Source organism: Micromonospora sp. NPDC049274 (assembly GCF_040678875.1).
In the GTDB taxonomy this organism is placed as follows: Bacteria; Actinomycetota; Actinomycetes; order Mycobacteriales; family Micromonosporaceae; genus Micromonospora.
In genome coordinates this window covers 77,997-96,619 of the sequence record NZ_JBFAQS010000003.1, presented here as the reverse complement: position 1 = coordinate 96,619, position 18,623 = coordinate 77,997, and the positions used below count along the sequence as shown (strand labels likewise).

Below are 18,623 nucleotides of genomic sequence, written 5' to 3'. Positions count from 1 at the left end.
CTGGTCGGTCAGTCCACCCCGAAGATCTTCTCCAGGTACGCCGCCACGCCGTCCTCGGAGTTCGCCCCGGTCACCTCGTCGGCGACCGCGAGGACGGCGGGGTGCGCGTTGGCCACCGCCACGCCGCGCCCGGCCCAACTCAGCATCGGCACGTCGTTGGGCATGTCGCCGAAGGCCAGCACGTCCGCGGCGGCCACCCCGAGCCGATCGCAGTACCAGTCGAGCCCGGCCGCCTTGGTCACCCCGGCCGCGGAGATCTCCACCAGACCCGAGTACGACGAGTGCGTGGCCTCGGCCAACCCCGCCACCGCCGCGCCGATCAGCTCGACGAACGTGTCCGGGTCCTGCTCACCGGCCCGGGCGAGCAGCTTCACCGCCGGAACCGACAGCAGTTCCTCAGGCGTCTCGACCGGGCGGATCCGGTCGTGGTCGGCGTCCCACCGCAGCGGGTAGTGCGCCTCGTGCCGCATCTCCCGGCTGTCCAGGACCTCCACCGCGAAGCTGATGTCGGGCACCTCGGCGCGAAGCCTGCGGGCCACCTCGGCCAGGTGCTGCGGCGCGAGCGGGTCGGCTCGCAGCACCTCGTCCCGCACCGGGTCGTAGACGACGGCCCCGTTCGCGCAGACCGCCGGCAGCGGCTCGGCCAGCTGGTCGTACACCATCTTCAGCCAGCGGACCGGACGGCCGGTGACCAGGACGACAGGCGTGCCGCGCGCGGTTATCCGCGCGAGCACGTCGGCCGTGCGCGGGCTGAGCGTGCGGTCGTCGCGGATCAGCGTGCCGTCGATGTCGGTGGCGACAAGCGCGGGGGTGTCTCCCATTACCGGGACAGTAGCCGGTCCAGGTACACCGCCACCCCGTCGTCGTCGTTGCGCAGGGTCACCTCGTCGGCGGCGGCCCGCAGCTCGGGGTGCGCGTTGGCCACCGCGACCCGGGACCAGCCGGCCCACTCGAACATCGGCAGGTCGTTGGGCATGTCGCCGAAGACCAGGACGTCGGCGGGGTCGACCCCGAGGCTCTGCGCCACCACCGTCAGCCCGGTCGCCTTGTCCACGCCCGGCGGGCAGATCTCGATGAAGCCGAGCCCGGCCTGGGTGAGCGTGGCGACGTGCGGCGGGACGATCCGCCGGGCCACCGCGAGCAGTTCGTCGACGTGGTGGTCGGCCGTGCGGGCGAACGCCTTGATCACGTCGCAGGAGAGGCACTCGGCGCGGCTGCGCGCCTCGAACCGGTCGTGGTAGGGCCAGCTCTCGTGGTAGTCACCCCAGAGCGGGGCGTCGTGCTCGTCGGACGCCTCGACCATCACCGTCAGCGGGCCGACCTCGGCCTCCAGGTCGGCGAGCAGCCGGGCCAGCACCTCGGCGGGCAGCCGCTCGTCGCGGAGGACCACCGGGCCGCTCGGGTCGCTCTGGTCGACCACGCGCCCACCGCCCGCCATCACCAGGAAGTCGGCGGCCCGGATGTCGTTGCGGGTCAGCTCGGTCAGTCGGGGGCCGCGTCCGGTCGCGCCGACCACCGGAATCCCGGCGGCGCGCACCCGGTCGAGCACCCCATGGGTGTACGCGGAGACGGTGTCATCGCTGCGGACGAGCGTCCCGTCGAGGTCGGTCGCGATCAGCTTGGGCAGGCCCGGGCGGGTCATCGTTCCTCCTTCGCCCGCCGCCGTCGCACCCAGCCGTGCGGTCCCGGCGTGACGGCGGGCAGCAACCGTACCTCGGGAAACAGCCCTCAACCATGGCTTCCAGCCGAACCGAACACCAACTCGCGGGGGCTCAGGCGGGGTGTTCGGGGCGGGCGAACGGGGCCGCAGCCGTCACGGTCAGGTCGGCCGGCGCCGAGGGGCCGCCCTCCTGCTCGACCGGATCGGCGTGCCGGCGGCGCCAGCCCTGACCCGTCGCGGCTTCGGAACTGTCGTCCTCCACCGGCGCGTTCGACGACAGCCGCAGGGCCGCGGCGAACAGCACGCAGGCCACGAACGCCATCACCAGGCCGCGACCGTACTCGACCTGGAGGCGGTCCTCCGACCCGTAGAAGTAGTTGCGCTGACCGGCGTCGTCGAGTGTCGCCGCCGCCGCCACCAGCAGGGCCAGCAGTGCCCCGCTCAGGGTGAACCCCACCAGCCGGGCGTTCGGCCGGACGGCAGCCGTGCCCCGCAGCGCCAGGGCCACGATGCAGACCAGGCCGAGCAGACCGACCAGCCAGCCGATGCCGAAGCCACCGATCTCGGACACGCCGGCGGGCACGTCGGTCGAGGTGGAACCGGTCGGGCCACCGTTCGGCAGGGTCATCACCAGCCACTCGCCGAGCAGCGAGGCCATCCCCGCCACCGCACCGAGACCGGCGACCAGCACGGGCAGCCGGGGATCCCGGGTGATGCCGGCCAGGGACCAGCCGAGGCGGCGGCGGCCGGCGGCGGGCTCGTCGGTACCCCACTCGATCACGGCCGGCCCGTCGGACGGGTCGCCCTGCCGTGGGATGGGCAGCTCCTCGGACATCGGCCATCCTTCCGCCGGTCACGGGCCTGCGTCGAATCATGGCACAGAGCGTCGCGCTGGTGTCGCCGCCGAAGCCGCCGCGTCGCGCCTCCGCCGGGGTGACGGGAATCGCACGGCAGGCGTCGGTGCCGGTCGGTCGCTCGGAAGTCGCCTTTCCGCTAGCGTTCTCCTCATGCCTATCCGTACCGCTTCCGCACAATGGCAGGGCAATCTCACCGAGGGGTCCGGCACCGTCCGCACCGGTAAGGGTGGCCTGTCCGGCAACTACTCCTTCAAGTCGCGCTTCGAGGAGGGTGAGGGCACCAACCCCGAGGAGCTGATCGCCGCCGCGCACGCCGGCTGCTTCTCGATGGCGTTCTCGAAGGCCCTCGCCGACGCCGGCTCGACGCCCACCTCGGTCGAGACCACCGCCAAGGTCCACCTGGACAAGACCGACGCCGGGATGAGCGTCACCCGCATCGACCTGGAGACCGTCGGCCAGGTGCCGGGGGTCGACGAGGCCGAGTTCCAGAAGCTCGCCGAGGCCGCCAAGGCCAACTGCCCGATCTCCCGCCTGCTCTCGCCGGGCGCCGAGATCACCCTCACCGCTCGTCTGGCTTCCTGACCCAGCGACCCGCACGCCGCACGTTCACGAAAGGGAGCCTCCGCCCGGTTCCGGGTGGCCGCTCCCTTTCGTGAACGCGCGGACAGCGGCCCAATGGCCGAGCGTGAGCCGGCCGATCGGTCCGGCGTCGGGCAGAATGGACGCCGTGCCGGTGGACATGACTCGCGAGCGCTTCGAGGAGTTGGTCGCCGACGCCCTCGACGAGGTGCCCGAGGAACTCCTCGGTCTGATGAACAACGTGGTGATCCTGGTCGAGGACGACCCACCGCACACCGAACCCGACCTGCTCGGCCTGTACGAGGGGCACGCGCTCACCAGTCGTGGTTGGGACTACTCCGGCGTACTGCCGGACCGGATCTTCATCTACCGCCGTCCGATCCTGCGGATCTGCGACAGTGACGAGGACGTCGTCGACGAGGTCGCGGTGACAGTGGTGCACGAGATCGCCCATCACTTCGGCATCGACGACGCACGGCTGCACGCGCTGGGCTGGGGCTGATCCCGGCCGCTCACCGCGATGCCCGGCTCTCACCGCGATGCCCGCGCGGCTCGCCGCTTGGCCGATGGCCACTGGTTGCCGTGGTCGCCTACCGTCGGTGCAGCGACCGCGACCGTTTCAGGAGGCACCTTTCATGCGCAGCGAGCTGTTCTCGGCGGAAAATCTGGAGAAGGAGTCCGCGCAGGCCGGCATGCGGCTACAGAACTCCAAGATGTTGAAGATCGAGCTCAACGGCGAGGCGATGGCCCGGGTCGGGTCGATGGTCGCCTACCAGGGCAACGTGCAGTTCCAGGCGCTGGGCTCGGGTGGGCTCGGCAAGTTCCTCAAGCAGAAGCTCACCGGCGAGGGCGTCCCGCTGATGAAGGTCACCGGCCAGGGTGACGTCTTCCTCGCCGAGCTGGCCAAGGACGTGCACATCATCGACCTGGAGCCGGGCGACGCGCTCTCCATCAACGGTTCCAGCGTGCTCGCCTTCGACTCGACCCTCCAGTACGACATCAGGATGGTCGGCGGCGCCGGGATGGCCTCCTCGTCCGGCCTGTTCAACTGCGTGTTCAGCGGCTACGGGCGGATCGCCATCACGACCAAGGGCACCCCTGTGGTGCTCAACGTGGACGCCCCGACGTACGTCGACCCGCAGGCCGCCGTCTGCTGGTCGGCCAACCTCCAGACCGGCTACCACAGGGCCGAGCAGCTCGGCCTCGGCACGCTGCTGGGCCGGCGCACCGGCGAGTCGTTCACGATGAGCTTCGCCGGTCAGGGCTTCGTGGTGGTGCAGCCGTCCGAGGAGCCGCCGGTCATGGGCAGCGGTCAGCAGCAGCAGGAGGGTGGTCTGCTCGGCGGTCTGCTGAGCTGACCATGCCGGGCGGGGCGCTCCCTGATCCGGGAGAGCCCCGCCCGGTCAGCTCAACTCGCCGGTGCGTAGCCGCGCCAGCCAGGCCGCCGCGTCGGTGTAGTCGACGTCGGAGAGGCCGGCCGGCGCGGGCACGGGCCGCTCGCCCGCCGCCTCGACCCAGCGGTGTCGGGGGTACGACCCCAGGAAGCGGACGTCGGCGCACACCCGGCGCAGCCCCTGCAACGCCTCACCCAGGCGTACGTCGGCCACGTGCCCGGTGCAGTCGAGGAAGAAGACGTACCGGCCCAGCGCCTCGCCGGTCGGACGGGATTCGATCCGGGTCAGGTTGACGCCACGCACGGCCAGTTCCATAAGCACCGACAGCAGCGCGCCGACCCGGTCGTGGGCGATGTAGACGGCCAGCGAGGTGAGGTCGTCGCCTGTCGACGGTGGGGGTGGCCCGGGGCGGGAGACCAGGACGAAACGGGTCACCGCGTCGGGATGGTCGGCGATCTTGTCGGCGAGCAGGGCGAGTCGGTGTCGGGCAGCACCGATCGGCGCGCAGATCGCCGCGTCGTACTCACCGGACCCGGCGCCGGCGGCTGCCGCGCCGTTGGAGAGCACGTCGACAACCACCGCGTCGGGAACGTGGTCACGCAGCCAGCCCCGGCACTGGGTGGACGCCTGCGGATGCGCCGCGATCGTGCGGACCGCGGGCAGCCCGGTGCCCGTGCGCGCCGCGAGCACGAAGTCGACAGGCAGGATCACCTCTCGGGTGATCACCAGCGGCTCGCCCTCGGCCATCTCGTCGAGGGTGACGCCCACCGCCCCGCCGATCGAGTTCTCCAGTGGCACCAGCGCCGCGTCGGCATCCCCGGCCCGGACGCTGTCCAGAGCCTCCCCGACACTGCGGGCCGGCGTCCGGGTGCCGTGCTCGGCGGCGGGAATGGTGCGCAGGGCCTGCTCGGCGAAGGTGCCCTCCGGGCCGAGGTAGACGAAGCGCGCAGGCGGTGTTCCGGGCATGTCGACCAGACTACGCACCCGGCCCGACGGCCGGAGAGGCATCGCAGGCGAGCGTACGGATCCCGGCGGGCCCGGTGGCCCGGACCTCGATCGTGCACACGTCGGTGCCGGCGGTGACCAGTTGCGGGGTGGCGGGCCGACCCCGGGTGACGACCTGAAGCTCCTCGTGCCCGGTCACCTCCAGCACGGTGTACTGCCAGTCGCCGGCGCACAGCGGCCCGGTGCGGACGCGGACCCGGACGTTGTCCGGGAGCACCGAAGCCCGGCCGCGCAGCAACTGCACCACGCGCTGCCCGGTCGGGCCGTTCCGGCAGGCCGTCGCGACCAGACCCGGGTCCCCGGTGGCCGACGGAGTGGCGACCGGTGGGGCGCTGGGCGTGCCGGACGGCGTGCCCGTCGGTACGCCGGTCGGGCCGGATGCCGTCGGCGTGGTCGTGCCGCTGGGCGCCGCGGGCGGGTCGCGCAGCTCGGGAGGAGCGTCGCAGCCGGCCAGCGCCCCGATGGTGAGGAACGCCAGCAGGGCACCGACCACGGGCAGCGCACGGACCGCCACGGGTCGGATGGCGGTTGTCGCCCGGGGCGGGGGGCCCGGGGGGCGGGGTGTGGTGAACGGCACGGGCCGATCCTCGGGACATGGGAACGTCGTCGCGGCCGGGGTGGCCGAGCTCATCGTAGGGCGAGCGGTCGGCGGGGTGAAGCTCAGCCGAGGACGCGGTGTCCGGCGCGCTCCAGGGCGGCTGTGCCCTCCGTCAGACGGACGGTCGGCACCAGCACGTAGTCGGTGTCGAAGGTGGAGAACGTGACAGCGCTGACCCGGGCCGCGGCGAGCGGGTCGACGAGCGCCGCAAGCGTCCCCGTGCCGTCCACGCCCGTCAGTCCGACGACGCGCAGGCAGCGCCACGTGGTCTCGACCACGGCCTGGGCGGGGACCCGGTCGGTCGGGCAGATCACCGAGATCCCGTCGGCGCTCCAGCTGACCGTGACCACGTCGGCGCGGCCCAGCCCACTCGACAGTGCGTCCGGCAGGGCGGTGTCGGTTCGCAACCGGCACACGGCGTACTCCCCCGGGAGCAGAGCGATATCGAGCATGAGGGCACCTTACGGCGTGGGTGTGGGCCCACCCCGTCATTGCCGCGTGCGGCGAACGACACATTGCGCCGCAGGTCAGACCTCGGAGAAGAAGGTGAGCGAGCCGGCCACGGCACCGTCGGTGAGCACCGGGGTGGAGATCGCGTCGACAGTCGCGTCGGAGCTGTCCGCGGAGGCGGCCTGCACCCGCAGCAGCCCACGGGCGAGTCGACCGGAGGAGAGCGCCAGCAGAGGCGGGATCTTGTCGATCTCGGCCTCGGTCAGCACACCCCGGTTGGCGGTGAAGTCCAGTAGGCGCAGCCCGCCGTCGAGGAGCGGTCGCCCGATCAGGCCGGCCGGCTCGCCCAGGCAGAGCAGCTCACAGCCGGCGGTGGAGATGGCCACCACCCGGGTGTCGGCGTCGATCAGCAGGCAGGGCTCATCGGCCCGGTCGACGGTCGACGACCACTGACCGACGTTGTCGGACTCCAGCTCTGTCGAGGCCCGCGCCGACGGCACGAACACTTCCGAGAGCGAGAGTTCGACGTGGGCCACCGCGCCTCCTATGTCCACCGACGGACTGTCCACGCTAGCCGGTCGCCGACGGAATCACCGAGCGCACCAGGTCACCGGGCCGCACAGCACGAACCGGGGCGGCCGGCGACGGCGCGGGAGCCGGTGGGTAGGTGGGGGACCGGGGCCGCGTGGCGTCGCTGGTGACGTTACCGGCGGTGGGCCGGCTTGTCAGCGGCCGTTCGGCCCTCCTCGTACCACCGGTAGTCGGCTGATGGACGGTACGTGCCGTTCAGCCAGGTGCTGGGGTGCTGTGCCACCCGGGACAGCTTCTCGGCCGTGGCCGGGCTGATCCGGCTGCCACCGGCCACGAGGAGCCGATCCAGTTCCCGGTGAGTGGCCATCAGACAGTCCTTCGGAAGCCCGTAGACGCTGATCACGCCGGACCCCACGAAGGTCAGCACCGGCGTGACGGGGATGGTCAGCCCCACCGCGTCGGAGAGGGCCTTGCTGGCCCGCCTGGCGTCCCGGCGGGCCTCGGTGACGTACGGAGGCCGCTTGCCGTTGATCTGCACGACGTCCCCGGCGACGAGCACCCGGGCCCGGCCGTGGTCGGCGATGGTCACCGCGAACAGGCCGCTCGGCCCGATGGCGAGGAACCCGGCGCGGTCGTCCTGGGTGCGGTCGAGCAGGACGTCCGCGACGTCGGTGCGGGGCCACTCGATGACGTGCCAGGCCGGCCCGAGATGGTCGAGCTGGCCGAGCGCCCGCGCTCCGGCAGCCTCCAGCCGACGGGCACCCCGCTCGGCACGGCGGCGGCGGGCCCATTCGAGCGGTGTCGGACGGACCGGCTCGAGAGCCCCGGGCGCCTCGACGCGGGGGTGGGGCACCGCGATGGGCGGCAGTGCCCGTGCGGTCGGTGCGGCTCGTCGTGCGGGAAAGACAGTCATCGTCGTCGACCTCCGGCAAAAGGTCCCTCGAAGTTATGTCCTCACTACCCTACGTTGCCACTCCCGGTGTTCGGCAAGCCGGAGCGCCGGAGTGACTGTGGATGAATGCCATATTCATCCGCTGTTCTTTTCTCGGATGCCGCCAAACCCTGCCCTACGCTGCGGGGGTGACCCACTACGTCGACAGTGAAGTCGGTCGGCTCGGCACCGTGCTGCTGCACCGGCCCGGCCCGGAACTGGCCCGGCTCACCCCTCGCAACAATGATTCACTCCTGTTCGACGCGATCCCCTGGGTCGGCCGCGCCCAGGAGGAGCACGACGCGTTCGCCGCCGCGCTGCGCGAGCGCGGGGTCGAGGTGCTCTACCTGGCCACCCTGCTGGCCGAGACGCTTGCCGTCGAGGACGCCCGCGCCGAGCTGACCGAGGAGGTGCTGCGGTCCCGTCGACTCGGCGACACGCTCCGCGCCCGGGTCGCCGACCACCTGGCCTACCTGGACCCGGTCGCGCTGGCCGACGTACTCACCGCCGGTCTCGCCCACGAGGAGCTGCGGATCAGCTCGGAACGGCCGGGCGGCCTGGTCTACACCCTGATGGACCGCCACGACTTCGTCATCGACCCGCTGCCGAACCTGCTGTTCACCCGGGACTCGTCGCTGTGGATCGGCGACCGGGTCGGCGTCACCAGCCTGGCCATGCCGGCCCGCCGCCGCGAGACCACCCTGACCGACGCCATCTACCGCCACCATCCACGCTTCGCCGGCACCGAGTTCGTCTACCGCCCCCACCTGGAGCACCTGGAGGGCGGGGACGTCCTGCTGCTCGCACCCGGCGTCCTGGCGGTCGGGGTGGGCGAGCGGACCACCCCGGCCGGCGCGGAACGTCTCGGGCGGCAGGTCTTCGCCGCCGGGCTGGCCCACACCATCCTGGTGGTGCCGATCGCCCAGAAGCGCGCCACCATGCACCTGGACACCGTGTGCACGATGGTCGACGTCGACGCCGTGCTGATGTACCCGAACATCGCCAGCACGCTCTCGGCGTACACCGTGATCGCCGGCGCGGACGGCGAGGACCCGCGCGTGGACGGCCCGGCGCCCTTCCTGCGGGCCGCCGCCGACGCGATGGACCTGGACCAGCTCCGGGTCATCGACACCGGCCTGGACCCGGTCACCGCGGAACGCGAGCAGTGGGACGACGGCAACAACACCCTCGCCCTGGCGCCCCGGCTCTGCGTCGGCTACGAGCGCAACACCGAGACGAACGCCCAGTTGGAGCGGGCCGGCATCGAGGTCATCCCGATCGCCGGCTCGGAACTGGGCTCCGGCCGGGGAGGCCCGCGCTGCATGTCCTGCCCGATCGTCCGCGACCCGCTGCCCGTCGCCGGGTGAAGATCGCGGCCGGCGTCAGCGCAGGGTGAGCTGGCGACCGAGCAACCCCTGCCGGGCCCGCCGGCCGGCGGCGTCCAGCGGCTCGGCGGTGGCAAGCGCCTCCGCGTACCGCTTGGCGAACTGCGCGACCGGGTCCTCCCAGTCGGCGGCCGGAGTCTCCTCCGGCAGGTCCCACACCGGCACCAGCCGACCGTGCGCGCGGAACATCCCGGCGAACTTGGTCTGCTCGCCGAGCGTCAGCGTTCCGGCCGCGCCCAGGCGGGCCAGCGCGTCCAGGGCGGCGTCCTCGTCGTCGGGCAGCACCCAGCGCACGTGCGCCTTCTCCGGGACCCGGCACCAGTACGCGGCCGTCGCAGCGGTCATCCGCACGGTCGGGTAGATGGCGGCGTTCGCCCGCTCCAGCGACGCCTGGACACTCGGGTCGTCGGCCGCGCCGGGGTCGAGCCAGAACTCGAACCCGTCGTGCATGGTGATGTCCAGCGGGCCGTCCACCAGGATGTCCTGCAGTCGCGGCCCGGGACCGGGCAGCGGCGGTACGGACACCTGGCCGCCCGGCTCGGCCCGCAGCGCGCAGAGCAGCGCCTCGGCCAGGTCGCGGGAGACGTCGCCGGACTGCTGGTGGCGTTGCAGGCCGATGAGCACGCGCCCGTCCGCCTTGCTGATCGCCGGAGCGGCCATCGGCAGCACCGTGGCCAGCGTGACCGACCGGTCCCCGAATTCCTCGACGAGGGCGGGGGCCAGCCGCAGCGGCGCGGACGCGGCGGGCACCAGCTCGCGCAGGGCGATCCACTCCGACTCGTCGGCCAGCCCCTCGAACGGCCGCGGCACGAAGACGTCGCGCACCTTGTCCTTCCGGGGCGCGGTGTCGGCGGCGGCTCGCTGGCTCTTTCGACGCTTGCTCACGGCGTCACAGCCTAGAGCCCCAACCGGCGACCCGTGGGCCGGACCCACCCACCCCATCGCTTGCCGATCACGAAGTTGTTGTCACCGCGTCCGGTGTGTCGCGGCAACAACTTCATGACCGACGATGTCAGCCGGTCGGGACCAGGCCGGGGTGGGAGGGGTGGGAGGTCGGATCGAAATCCGCCCAGACGCGCTGGCCCATGCCGTCGCGTTCGACACCCCAACAGGTCGCCAGGCCGGACACGATGTGCAGACCTCGCCCGTCCGCCGCGTCCGGGCTGGCCGTGCGGATCCGCGGGCTGGTGTTGGCACCGCCGTCGGTCACCCGCAACTGGATCCGCGGGCCGTCGGCGGAGGACCGCAGTTGCCACGCCACCCGGACCACGCCGCCGGGCAGCGGCCGGGCGTGCCGGACCGAGTTGCCCACCAGCTCGGCGAGCACCGCGATCAGATCCGCGAGGAGCGTCGGCGTCACGACGTCAGCCAGGTCGTCGGCGAGCCGGTGTCGCGCCAGTCGTGCGCCGGCGGGATGGTGGGGCACCACCACGCACCACGCCCGGTCCCTCGCTGCCGCTGCCACTGTCGCCTCCACGTCGCGCCACCGCCGGTCAACCGCGCGGTAGCCGCACCTCTGCGACCGTACCGCCGTCGGTCCTTGGACGTAGGGATACCCATCCATTCTGCTGTTCAACGATCCGGCGGACGAGATAGAGGCCGAGCCCCGCTCCCGGGTAGCCGCGCCGGTCGCCGGACTCGCCCTGCCAGAACCTGTCGAACGCCCGCTCGACGTGCTCCGGCCGGATGCCGATGCCCCGGTCACTGACCCGGAACGCGACCAACTGGCCGTCCACTCCGGCGGTGATTTCGATGGGGGAGCCCGGCGGCGAGTACTTGCCGGCGTTGGTGGCCAGTTCGGTCAGCACGGTGGCGAGGCTGGGCCGGTGGCCGAGCGCCTTGGGCAGGTCGGCCGGGAGACGCAGCGTCAGCCGGTGCCGTAGCTCCGCCGGCAGGTCCACGATGGCGGCGCGCAGCGCCGCACCGAGGTCGAAAGGGGTCGGTGGGTCGTCCCCCGGTCCCGCCTCGGCCGCCGAGGAGAGCAGCCGGTCGACAAGCCGGGCCAACTCGTTGGCGCGCTGCCCGATCACCCGTGCTGCCTGTCGCCTGTCGACCTCGGTCAGCGACTCCCAGTGGTCGGTGAGGGTGTCCGCGTACCCCTTGATGACGGTGACCGGCGTGCGCAGCTCGTGGCTGGTCACGGCGACGAACAGCTCCCGGTCGTGATCGCGGCGCTGCTGGTCGGTGATGTCGCGGAAGGTGACCACCCGCAGGGCGCCCGGGCCGGGCAGGTCGCCGGAGGTGATGCGCAGCCAGCGCCCGTCCGGCAGCCGGTGGTCGCGGACCTGACCGGAGGGTGGCAACGGGAACGGCAGTGCGCCGTTCAACGCCTGCTCGGCCGTCCGGCCGGTGACCTGGGCGGCGGCCGGGTTCCACAGCCGGACGTGGCCGTCCCGGTCGACCACCGCCAGCCCGTCGGCGAGTGCCGCCACCACCGGCCCGTCGCCGTGCACCGGCAATCCGCTCTGGTCGCCGTACATGTGCCCGATGCACGAGGCGAGGTAGGCGATCACCCCCTGCTGCTCGGCGCCCGGCTCGTCGTCGCCCGGGTAGAGGGCGTGCAGGCTGCCGACGGTGTGACCGCCGATCTCGGCCCGGGACACCACCATCCGGCGCAACCCGCTGCCGGCCAGCTCGGCGGCGAGCTTGCCGCTGAGGTCGGCCACCCGGACCTGGCTCACGCGAGGCCCGGAGAGCAGGCAGACGGTGTCCGGGTCGTCCACCGCGAGCGGTCGGCCGAGCGCCCACTCCGCCGCGCCGGTGGCAGCGATCACCCGGCCGCCGGTCGGGCCGAACTCGACGAACGCCATCCCGGTCGCGCCGAGCGTCGGTTGGGTGACCCGGAGGAGCTGGGTGAGGACCGGCAGACCCGCGTCCCCGGAATTGATCATCTCGATCACGACGGCCTGGCCGGCGAGGAGAGCGGGGAAATCGATTCGCTCCGGCATGTGCCGAGTCTGCCCCGCCGGTCCGGCTTTCGGCACCCCCGGTTGTCGCCCAGGCGTAGGTGCAGCCGCTGCCGGCGGTCGGCACGCTGGACGGCCGGCTCGGCGTCGAGGCCCGTTCAGCGGTCCCGGTGAGCCAGGACGTGCGCGGGCCGGTCGGTGATGATCCCGTCCACCTCCTCGGCCAGCACCAGCTCCAGGTCGGCCGGTTCGTTGACCGTCCAGACGTACACCTGGTTGCCGGCGGCGCGCAGCGCGGGCAGCAGGCGCGGTCGGGCCCGGACCAGGCCGATGCCCGGCCCGGCGATGCGGGTGCCGAACGGCAGCCGGCCCAGCCGCAGCCAGGGCGGGAGAACCTCCAGCAGCAGCACAGTGGGCAGCGCGGGGGCCAGCTCGCGAACCCGTCGTATCGCCAGCGGGGAGAACGACATGACGGTGACCTGGACCTGATCGTCCGGCGCCGGGTCGGCCAGCCCGTACCGTCGCAGCAGCTCGACCAGCCGCCGCTCCACGGTCGAGCCGTAGCGGGACGGGTGTTTCGTCTCGACCAGCAGCCGGACCGGCCGCCCGGCGGCGAGCACCGCGTCGAGCAGCCGGGCCAGCGTCAACAGCCGGGTGTGCGACTCGTCCGGCGGCAAATCACCGCTCGGCGCGCTGCCCGGATGCCAGGACCCGAAGTCCAGCGCGTCCAGCTCGGCGAGCGTACGCGCGCTGACCAGACCGCGGCCGTTGCTGGTGCGGTCCAGCCGTCGGTCGTGTACGCAGACCAGATGCCCGTCCCGGGTCAGCCGGACGTCGCACTCCAGCCCGTCGGCACCCTCGTCGAGGGCGCGTAGGTACGCGGCGAGGGTGTGCTCCGGAAGGTCGTACGAGGCGCCGCGGTGCGCGAAGACCAGAGGCCCGCCCATCCCGGCCGCCTCAGATGACCTGGCCGGGCTGCCCGTTCGCGTCGACCACCGGACGGCCGACCGCTGCCCACTGGCGCATCCCGCCGTCGGCGTTGCGCACCTGCTCCCAGCCGTTGTTGACCAGGTAGGCGACGACCTGGGCGGAACGGCCACCGGAGCGGCAGATGACTGCCACGTCCCGGTCGGTGGGCACCTCGGCCAGCCGCGCCGGCAGCTCCATCATCGGCAGGTGGTGGGCGGTGGGCGCGTGGCCGGCCGCCCATTCGTCGGCCTCCCGCACGTCGAGCAGGTAGGTGTCGTCGGCGATCTCGGTCACGGGCACGGTGGGAACCTGGGGTCCGAACACAGGAAGCAACATTAGATCCTCGCGGGCCGGATCGGCACCGACTCGACAGTCGGTACGGTCACAACCGGGTCACCCAGCGCGGATTGGCCTGCGCCCAGGCCGGTACGCGGGTCCCTCGGACGGCCTCGAAGAGCCCGTTACCGCCGTTGTCGAGCACCACGTACGAGACCTGGTCGATGGTCTGCGGCGACGAGGGCACCTGGACGCCGTGCATACCGTCGGGCGGCAGCGCGCGGAGCGCGAGGAGCAGGTCCTCCAGGGGTACGCCGTTGGTGTCGACGGTCAACGAGCCGCCGACCGCGCGGAGCACCTGGTCCAGTTTGACGGGGTTGCTGCGCAGGTCGGCGTGGCCGGCGCTGTCCAGCATCGCCCGCAGGAGCTGCTGCTGGTGGTGCTGCCTGTCGAAGTCGCCGTTCGGCAGGTCGTAGCGCTGCCGTACGTAGTCCAGCGCCTGCGCGCCGTCCATTTGCTGGCAGCCGGTGGGGAAGACCCGGTTGGTGTGGATCGAACGGACGGGGGTGTCCACGCACATCCGCACCCCGCCGAGGAGGTCGATCACCTTCCGGAAGCCGGAGAAGTCGATGAGCGCGGCGCCGTCGAAGCGGATGCCGGTGAGCCGGTTCAGGGTGACGGAGAGCAGTCGGGTGCCGGCCTGGCCGCCGCCGCCGTGCTCGTACGCCGCATTGATCTTGTCCGGACCGCCCCCGAATCCGTTCGCGGGTGGGATGGCGACCAGCAGGTCACGCGGGATGGAGACGAGGTACGCCTCCCGCCGCCCGGCGGGTACGTGCACGATGAGGATGGTGTCCGAGCGCTGGTCCGGCTCGCTGCTGCCGGCGCGTCGGTCGGTGCCGACCAGCAGGTAGTTGAGCGGCCCGTCCAGGTCGGTTCGGTCGGTGCGGGCGTCCGCGTCGAGCAGTTGCTCCTTGGTCACCGTACGGTCGTACCGGTGGCTCAGCGTCTTGAGCCCGACCAGGGCGAGCCCGGCCAGTACGGCGAGGGCCAGGCCGACGCCGACCAGGAGGCGTGACCAGCGGGCGCGGCGTGGCGCGGCCGGGCGTGCCCGGTCCGCTGCGTTCCGGCCCCACCTGGACGTGACGGCCTCCCCGCAGCCAATACGTGAAACCTGCTCACGTCAGGTTACGGGCGGCAACGGACCGGTCGCCGGGCTTTCCCCGACTTCCTGCGCCGCGACCTGCTGAGGCGACGCGGCCCCGGGCAACGCCGCGACGCGACGGCCGTCACTTGCGGCCGGAGATCACCTCGGGGTGGTTGAAGACGAACTCGGCGAGCTTGTCCTTCTTGACCGCCTCGAACATCTGCATCGTTTCCTCGTTCAACGCCTCACGGTTGTTGTCGTTGCCGTTGAAGCTGCCGTTGTTGGTCTTCAACATCGTCAGCTCGTTCGCGGTGACCCCACGCATGGTGAAGATGAAGTCCTCGATCCGCGCGCCGCCGGTGTCCAGCACGAACGCCTTGCCGGCAGCCTTGATGAGCTGGTTCAGCTTGGCCGGGTTGGTCAGCATGCCGCCGTCGGTGGCCTTGCGCGCCATCGCCTTGATCAGTTGCTGCTGGTTCTGCTGCCGGTCGTAGTCGCCGCCGGGGAGCCCGTAGCGCTGCCGCGCGTAGTCGAGGGCGGCCCAGCCCTCCATCTCCTGGCAGCCCTTCTTGTGCACCACCGGGGTCATCTTCTTGCCGGTCTTCTTGGCGTCGGCGTTCCACATCGGCTTGCCGTCGACGAACGACATGTGGTGCGACTCGACCTGGTGGCTCACGCAGATCTTCACCGTGCCCAGCGTGTCGATGACGTTCTTGAACCCACCGAAGTTGATGATCGCCGCGCCGTCGAAGCTGACCCCGGTGAGGCGCTTGATCGTCTGGGCCATGAGCTGGGCACCGCCCTCCCAGTTGCCGCCGTTTTTGGCGCCGGCCTGGAACGCGGCATTGATCTTGTCGGTGCCGCCGGTGAAGCCGCTCTTCTTGAAGGCCGGGATCTGCGCCTCGGTGTCGCGGGGGATCGAGATCAGGTACGCCTGGTCGTGCGAGGCCGGGATGTGCAGGATGATGATGCTGTCCGACCGGACGTTGTCGGCGGCCCAGCGCTCCCGCGCGTCCACGCCGAGCAGCAGCATGTCGATGGGCCCGTCCAGGCTCGCGCCACCCTCGGCGTCGGACTTGCTGGCGTCACCGAGCAGGTTGCGCTGGGCGATGTCTCCGGTCGCCTGGCCGATCAGCGCCTTGGCGCCGACGATGGCCGCCCCGCTGCTGAGCATCAGCACCGCACCGAAGATCACGGTCAGGCGGGCCCAGAGCGGATCCTTGCGCTTGGGCCGCTTCTTCGCCGGCCCCTTACCGCCCGTCCGGCCGTCGCCGCGGCCAGGCGGGCGACCGCCCGGCCCCCCACCTGAGGGGCCTGGCTGCACGGGGATGGACGCGGCGATCCGGCCGCTCGGGGCGGCGGATCCGTTGGACGAAGGGCGACGGCTGGCCTGAACCGGCATGCGTGCTCCAGCTCGTGATCAGGAGGGGGCGGCCCCACTGTACGTACATCAATTCAACTTTGCGAGTTCATCCGGGCTCGACTCGGTCACCAGGCGTCGTCAACCGGGCGATCGTCCCCGCGTGGTGACCGTAAAGACGAGGTCGTCTCGGCTCCGGGTGGGCCGCGTCGCCGCCGACGCGGCCCACCCCTGCGCTCAGCCTCCGTCGGTGTTCTTCGGCGGGTTGGCCTTGACCCAGTCCGCCATGGTGTCGGCCGACATGGCCTGGTACATCGCCAGCGCCTTCTCCCGGTTCGACACCACCACCGACTCACCGTTGATGGTGTCGCTACCCGAGTTCGGGCTGGTCAGGAACGTGAGGTTCTGCCCCCGCAGGTTGCGGAACTGCACCGCCATATCGGTTACCGAGAAACCCTGGTCGACGGTGACGGCCGCGGTCACCGACTTGAGGAAGTCGTTGAGTTTCTTCGGGTTCGCGAGGGTGCCGGTGCTCGCCGCCTTGTCCATCAGCGCGCGGAGGAACTCCTGCTGGTGCCGCATCCGGGCGAAGTCGCCCTCGGGGAACTGCTTGCGCTGCCGGATCCAGTCCAGCGCCTCCGAGCCGTCCATGTGGTTGGTGCCCTTGGTGAACGTCCGGTACGGCTTGTGGATCGAGGTGATCGTCCGCTCCACCTTCAGGTCCACCCCGCCGAGGGCGTCGGTGACCTCCTTGAAACCGCCGAAGTCGATCGCCATCACGTGGTCGATCCGGACGTCGGTGAAGCACTCCACGGTGCGGACGGCAAGCGGCAGGCCACCGAACGCGAACGCCGCGTTGATCTTCGCGCGCTGGCCGGAGCCGCAGTCCGCACCGGCGCTCTGTGGGATCGGCACGTACAGGTCACGCGGGATGGAGACCAGGTAAGCGGACTGGTGGTCGGCCGGGATGTGCATCACGATGATCGTGTCGGCCCGCCACTGGCTCTTGCTGTCGACAGGCGCGTCCGGGTCCCGGGAGTCGCTGCCGACCAGCAGGATGTTCAGCGCGCCGTCGACGGTCTTCGCCGGCCGGCCGCCGGTGATCTCCGCGAACGGGTCGGTGCGGGCCAGGTCGTTGTTGAGGTTGCGCGCGTACAGCCAGGCGCCCAGGCCGCCGAGCAGCGCCAACACCAGCACCGCGACCCCGGCGACCAGGCCGATCCGCCCCCAGCGCGGCCGGGGGCCACGACGTCCCGGCCCACCGGCGCCACCCGGCCCGCCCGGTCCCGTCGGCCCCACCGGGCCGCCCGGGCCGGGCTGCTGCTGGTCGTACGACGGGTACCAGCGCGCCTCGGCGGGACGCGCGCGTCCGGAGGCGCCCCGGTCGGGGCCGGGCACCGAGGCGCGCCCGGCGCTGCGGTGCAGGTGCGGGTGAGGAACGCCGGCAGAGGTCGCTGACATGTAGCTCAGGGTACGTAGCGGGAGCCACTACCGCCCTCAGGCGACACTCAGCGATCGGAGGTCCGCCGCGAGCGGTTACCCTAGCCGCGCCCGGAAGTACTCGATCGTGCGTCGCAGGCCGTCTTCGGGCGCCACGGTCGGCTCGTAGCCGAGCAGTTCACGGGCGAGGGTCAGATCGGGGCGGCGCATCTCCGGGTCGTCGGAGCTGCGGGTGATGTACGTCACCTGTGAGCTGCTCTCGGAGAGTGACACGATCAACTCGGCGAGTTGACGCATGGACAGCTCGTGCTCGGTGCCGCAGTTGATCGGGCCGGTCTCGGTCGAGTCGAGCAGCAGCAGAATGCCGCGCACCAGATCCTCGACGAAGCAGATCGACCGGGTCTGGTTGCCGGTGCCGTGCACGGTGATCGGCTCGCCGCGCAGCGCCTGGGAGATGAAGGTGGGAATGGCCCGACCGTCGTCCGGGCGCATCCGCGGGCCGTACGTGTTGAAGATCCGGACGATCGCCGCGTCCAGCCCGCGGTAGCGGTGGTACGCCATCGTGGCGGCCTCGGAGAAGCGCTTCGCCTCGTCGTAGACGCTGCGGACGCCGATGGGGTTGACGTTGCCCCAGTAGGTCTCGCGCTGCGGGTGCTCCTTCGGGTCCCCGTACGCCTCGGAGGTCGAGGCCATCAGGAACCGGGCGCCGTCGGCGACCGCGCGCTCCAGCAGGTGCAGGGTGCCCACCGAGCCGACCCGGAGGATCTCCACCGGGAGTTGCGCGAAGTCGGTGGGGCTGGCCGGCGAGGCCATGTGCAGGATCGCGTCGAACCGCTCGGCCAGCGCCGGGTGGTGGGTCGGCAGGCCGTCGGAGATGTCCGCCTCGACAAGCGTGAAGGTCGGCCGGTCCAGGAGGTGGGCGACGTTCTCCTTGGAACCGGTGACGAAGTTGTCTAGCGCCACCACCGTGCAGCCCCGGGCGACCAGGGAGTCGACCAGGTGCGAGGGGACGAAACCGGCGCCGCCGGTGACAAGTACGCGGTGACCGGAACCGAAGCGCTCAGCAACCTTCATGGCGGTCAGCCTACCGACAGCCGTTTGCGGCAAGAGGCCCCCTGCCGGCGCGTGGCGTCGA

Annotated in this window: 21 protein-coding genes; 4 read left to right on the top strand and 17 right to left on the bottom strand. The window is 71.9% G+C overall.

What is annotated here, in order from left to right:
* Positions 1 to 8: 8 nt before the first annotated feature.
* The 3 genes from AB0K10_RS06855 to AB0K10_RS06845 all read right to left on the bottom strand — a co-directional run bounded on the left by AB0K10_RS06855 (position 9) and on the right by AB0K10_RS06845 (position 2,495).
* Entirely contained in the window at positions 9 to 821 is an 813-nt protein-coding gene (locus tag AB0K10_RS06855; protein ID WP_363680708.1) for an HAD family hydrolase, read from the bottom strand.
* On the bottom strand, positions 821 to 1,642 hold the full coding sequence (locus AB0K10_RS06850; protein ID WP_363680706.1) for an HAD family hydrolase: 822 nt from the start codon (positions 1,640 to 1,642) through the stop codon (positions 821 to 823). Before AB0K10_RS06850 ends, AB0K10_RS06855 begins: the two co-directional genes overlap by 1 nt.
* 130 nt (positions 1,643 to 1,772) lie before the next feature.
* On the bottom strand, positions 1,773 to 2,495 hold the full coding sequence (locus AB0K10_RS06845; protein WP_363680704.1) for a hypothetical protein: 723 nt from the start codon (positions 2,493 to 2,495) through the stop codon (positions 1,773 to 1,775).
* A gap of 172 nt (positions 2,496 to 2,667) precedes the next feature.
* On the opposite strand from AB0K10_RS06845, the gene AB0K10_RS06840 reads away from it, so the two are divergent.
* From AB0K10_RS06840 to AB0K10_RS06830, 3 genes are all read left to right on the top strand, one after another.
* Positions 2,668 to 3,099 carry an OsmC family protein gene (locus AB0K10_RS06840; RefSeq protein WP_007453754.1) on the top strand — a complete coding sequence of 144 codons (432 nt, stop codon included), beginning with the start codon at positions 2,668 to 2,670 and terminating at the stop codon, positions 3,097 to 3,099.
* 151 nt (positions 3,100 to 3,250) lie between these two features.
* Positions 3,251 to 3,598, top strand: coding sequence for a metallopeptidase family protein (locus AB0K10_RS06835; protein WP_363681406.1), 348 nt, complete (start codon positions 3,251 to 3,253; stop codon positions 3,596 to 3,598).
* A 133-nt stretch (positions 3,599 to 3,731) separates the two neighbouring features.
* The gene (locus AB0K10_RS06830; protein WP_234582643.1) at positions 3,732 to 4,454 is read left to right on the top strand and encodes an AIM24 family protein; all 723 of its coding nucleotides are present in this window, start codon (positions 3,732 to 3,734) and stop codon (positions 4,452 to 4,454) included.
* 45 nt (positions 4,455 to 4,499) lie between these two features.
* On the opposite strand, the gene pheA is transcribed toward AB0K10_RS06830, so the two are convergent.
* From pheA to AB0K10_RS06805, 5 genes are all read right to left on the bottom strand, one after another.
* On the bottom strand, positions 4,500 to 5,456 hold the full coding sequence (gene pheA / locus AB0K10_RS06825; RefSeq protein ID WP_363680702.1) for a prephenate dehydratase: 957 nt from the start codon (positions 5,454 to 5,456) through the stop codon (positions 4,500 to 4,502).
* 10 nt (positions 5,457 to 5,466) lie between these two features.
* Positions 5,467 to 6,009, bottom strand: coding sequence for a hypothetical protein (locus AB0K10_RS06820; RefSeq protein WP_363680700.1), 543 nt, complete (start codon positions 6,007 to 6,009; stop codon positions 5,467 to 5,469).
* Between the two features lie 146 nt (positions 6,010 to 6,155).
* Complete coding sequence (locus tag AB0K10_RS06815) at positions 6,156 to 6,545, bottom strand: ACT domain-containing protein (protein WP_363680698.1); 390 nt, start codon at positions 6,543 to 6,545, stop codon at positions 6,156 to 6,158.
* A gap of 75 nt (positions 6,546 to 6,620) precedes the next feature.
* A complete protein-coding gene (locus AB0K10_RS06810; RefSeq protein WP_363680696.1) occupies positions 6,621 to 7,079 on the bottom strand; it encodes a hypothetical protein in 459 nt (152 codons plus the stop codon).
* 167 nt (positions 7,080 to 7,246) lie between these two features.
* Positions 7,247 to 7,987, bottom strand: coding sequence for a hypothetical protein (locus tag AB0K10_RS06805; protein WP_363680694.1), 741 nt, complete (start codon positions 7,985 to 7,987; stop codon positions 7,247 to 7,249).
* Between the two features lie 167 nt (positions 7,988 to 8,154).
* Between AB0K10_RS06805 and AB0K10_RS06800 the strand changes: the two genes are divergently transcribed.
* A complete protein-coding gene (locus tag AB0K10_RS06800; protein WP_363680692.1) occupies positions 8,155 to 9,372 on the top strand; it encodes an arginine deiminase in 1,218 nt (405 codons plus the stop codon).
* 15 nt (positions 9,373 to 9,387) lie between these two features.
* Here AB0K10_RS06800 and AB0K10_RS06795 read toward each other — a convergent pair whose 3' ends face one another.
* From AB0K10_RS06795 to AB0K10_RS06755, 9 genes are all read right to left on the bottom strand, one after another.
* Positions 9,388 to 10,275 carry a DUF5926 family protein gene (locus AB0K10_RS06795; protein WP_363680690.1) on the bottom strand — a complete coding sequence of 296 codons (888 nt, stop codon included), beginning with the start codon at positions 10,273 to 10,275 and terminating at the stop codon, positions 9,388 to 9,390.
* A 127-nt stretch (positions 10,276 to 10,402) separates the two neighbouring features.
* Positions 10,403 to 10,822 (bottom strand): ATP-binding protein, encoded by a 420-nt coding sequence (locus tag AB0K10_RS06790; protein WP_363681404.1) that lies wholly within the window; start codon positions 10,820 to 10,822, stop codon positions 10,403 to 10,405.
* Positions 10,823 to 10,883: 61 nt separating this feature from the next.
* A complete protein-coding gene (locus AB0K10_RS06785; protein WP_363680688.1) occupies positions 10,884 to 12,338 on the bottom strand; it encodes a PAS domain-containing sensor histidine kinase in 1,455 nt (484 codons plus the stop codon).
* A gap of 116 nt (positions 12,339 to 12,454) precedes the next feature.
* Positions 12,455 to 13,243, bottom strand: a complete 789-nt coding sequence (locus AB0K10_RS06780; protein WP_363680686.1) for a glycerophosphodiester phosphodiesterase family protein — start codon at positions 13,241 to 13,243, stop codon at positions 12,455 to 12,457.
* A 10-nt stretch (positions 13,244 to 13,253) separates the two neighbouring features.
* Positions 13,254 to 13,589: a rhodanese-like domain-containing protein gene (locus AB0K10_RS06775; protein WP_039905019.1), complete on the bottom strand. Its 336-nt coding sequence runs from the start codon at positions 13,587 to 13,589 to the stop codon at positions 13,254 to 13,256.
* Positions 13,590 to 13,647: 58 nt separating this feature from the next.
* On the bottom strand, positions 13,648 to 14,523 hold the full coding sequence (locus AB0K10_RS06770) for an LCP family protein (protein WP_363680684.1): 876 nt from the start codon (positions 14,521 to 14,523) through the stop codon (positions 13,648 to 13,650).
* Positions 14,524 to 14,830: 307 nt separating this feature from the next.
* The gene (locus tag AB0K10_RS06765; RefSeq protein WP_363680682.1) at positions 14,831 to 16,090 is read right to left on the bottom strand and encodes an LCP family protein; all 1,260 of its coding nucleotides are present in this window, start codon (positions 16,088 to 16,090) and stop codon (positions 14,831 to 14,833) included.
* A 195-nt stretch (positions 16,091 to 16,285) separates the two neighbouring features.
* A complete protein-coding gene (locus AB0K10_RS06760) occupies positions 16,286 to 17,509 on the bottom strand; it encodes an LCP family protein (RefSeq protein ID WP_363680680.1) in 1,224 nt (407 codons plus the stop codon).
* Between the two features lie 75 nt (positions 17,510 to 17,584).
* On the bottom strand, positions 17,585 to 18,562 hold the full coding sequence (locus AB0K10_RS06755) for an NAD-dependent epimerase/dehydratase family protein (protein ID WP_363680678.1): 978 nt from the start codon (positions 18,560 to 18,562) through the stop codon (positions 17,585 to 17,587).
* Between the last annotated feature and the right edge of the window lie 61 nt (positions 18,563 to 18,623).

What these genes read in the sequence shown, in the direction of transcription:
- AB0K10_RS06855 (WP_363680708.1), bottom strand. Translation starts at nt 821, where the DNA reads ATGGGAGACACCCCCGCGCTTGTCGCCACCGACATCGACGGCACGCTG.
- AB0K10_RS06850 (WP_363680706.1), bottom strand. Translation starts at nt 1,642, where the DNA reads ATGACCCGCCCGGGCCTGCCCAAGCTGATCGCGACCGACCTCGACGGG.
- AB0K10_RS06845 (WP_363680704.1), bottom strand. Translation starts at nt 2,495, where the DNA reads ATGTCCGAGGAGCTGCCCATCCCACGGCAGGGCGACCCGTCCGACGGG.
- AB0K10_RS06840 (WP_007453754.1), top strand. Translation starts at nt 2,668, where the DNA reads ATGCCTATCCGTACCGCTTCCGCACAATGGCAGGGCAATCTCACCGAG.
- AB0K10_RS06830 (WP_234582643.1), top strand. Translation starts at nt 3,732, where the DNA reads ATGCGCAGCGAGCTGTTCTCGGCGGAAAATCTGGAGAAGGAGTCCGCG.
- pheA (WP_363680702.1), bottom strand. Translation starts at nt 5,456, where the DNA reads ATGCCCGGAACACCGCCTGCGCGCTTCGTCTACCTCGGCCCGGAGGGC.
- AB0K10_RS06815 (WP_363680698.1), bottom strand. Translation starts at nt 6,545, where the DNA reads ATGCTCGATATCGCTCTGCTCCCGGGGGAGTACGCCGTGTGCCGGTTG.
- AB0K10_RS06805 (WP_363680694.1), bottom strand. Translation starts at nt 7,987, where the DNA reads ATGACTGTCTTTCCCGCACGACGAGCCGCACCGACCGCACGGGCACTG.
- AB0K10_RS06785 (WP_363680688.1), bottom strand. Translation starts at nt 12,338, where the DNA reads ATGCCGGAGCGAATCGATTTCCCCGCTCTCCTCGCCGGCCAGGCCGTC.
- AB0K10_RS06780 (WP_363680686.1), bottom strand. Translation starts at nt 13,243, where the DNA reads ATGGGCGGGCCTCTGGTCTTCGCGCACCGCGGCGCCTCGTACGACCTT.
- AB0K10_RS06765 (WP_363680682.1), bottom strand. Translation starts at nt 16,090, where the DNA reads ATGCCGGTTCAGGCCAGCCGTCGCCCTTCGTCCAACGGATCCGCCGCC.
- AB0K10_RS06760 (WP_363680680.1), bottom strand. Translation starts at nt 17,509, where the DNA reads ATGTCAGCGACCTCTGCCGGCGTTCCTCACCCGCACCTGCACCGCAGC.
- AB0K10_RS06755 (WP_363680678.1), bottom strand. Translation starts at nt 18,562, where the DNA reads ATGAAGGTTGCTGAGCGCTTCGGTTCCGGTCACCGCGTACTTGTCACC.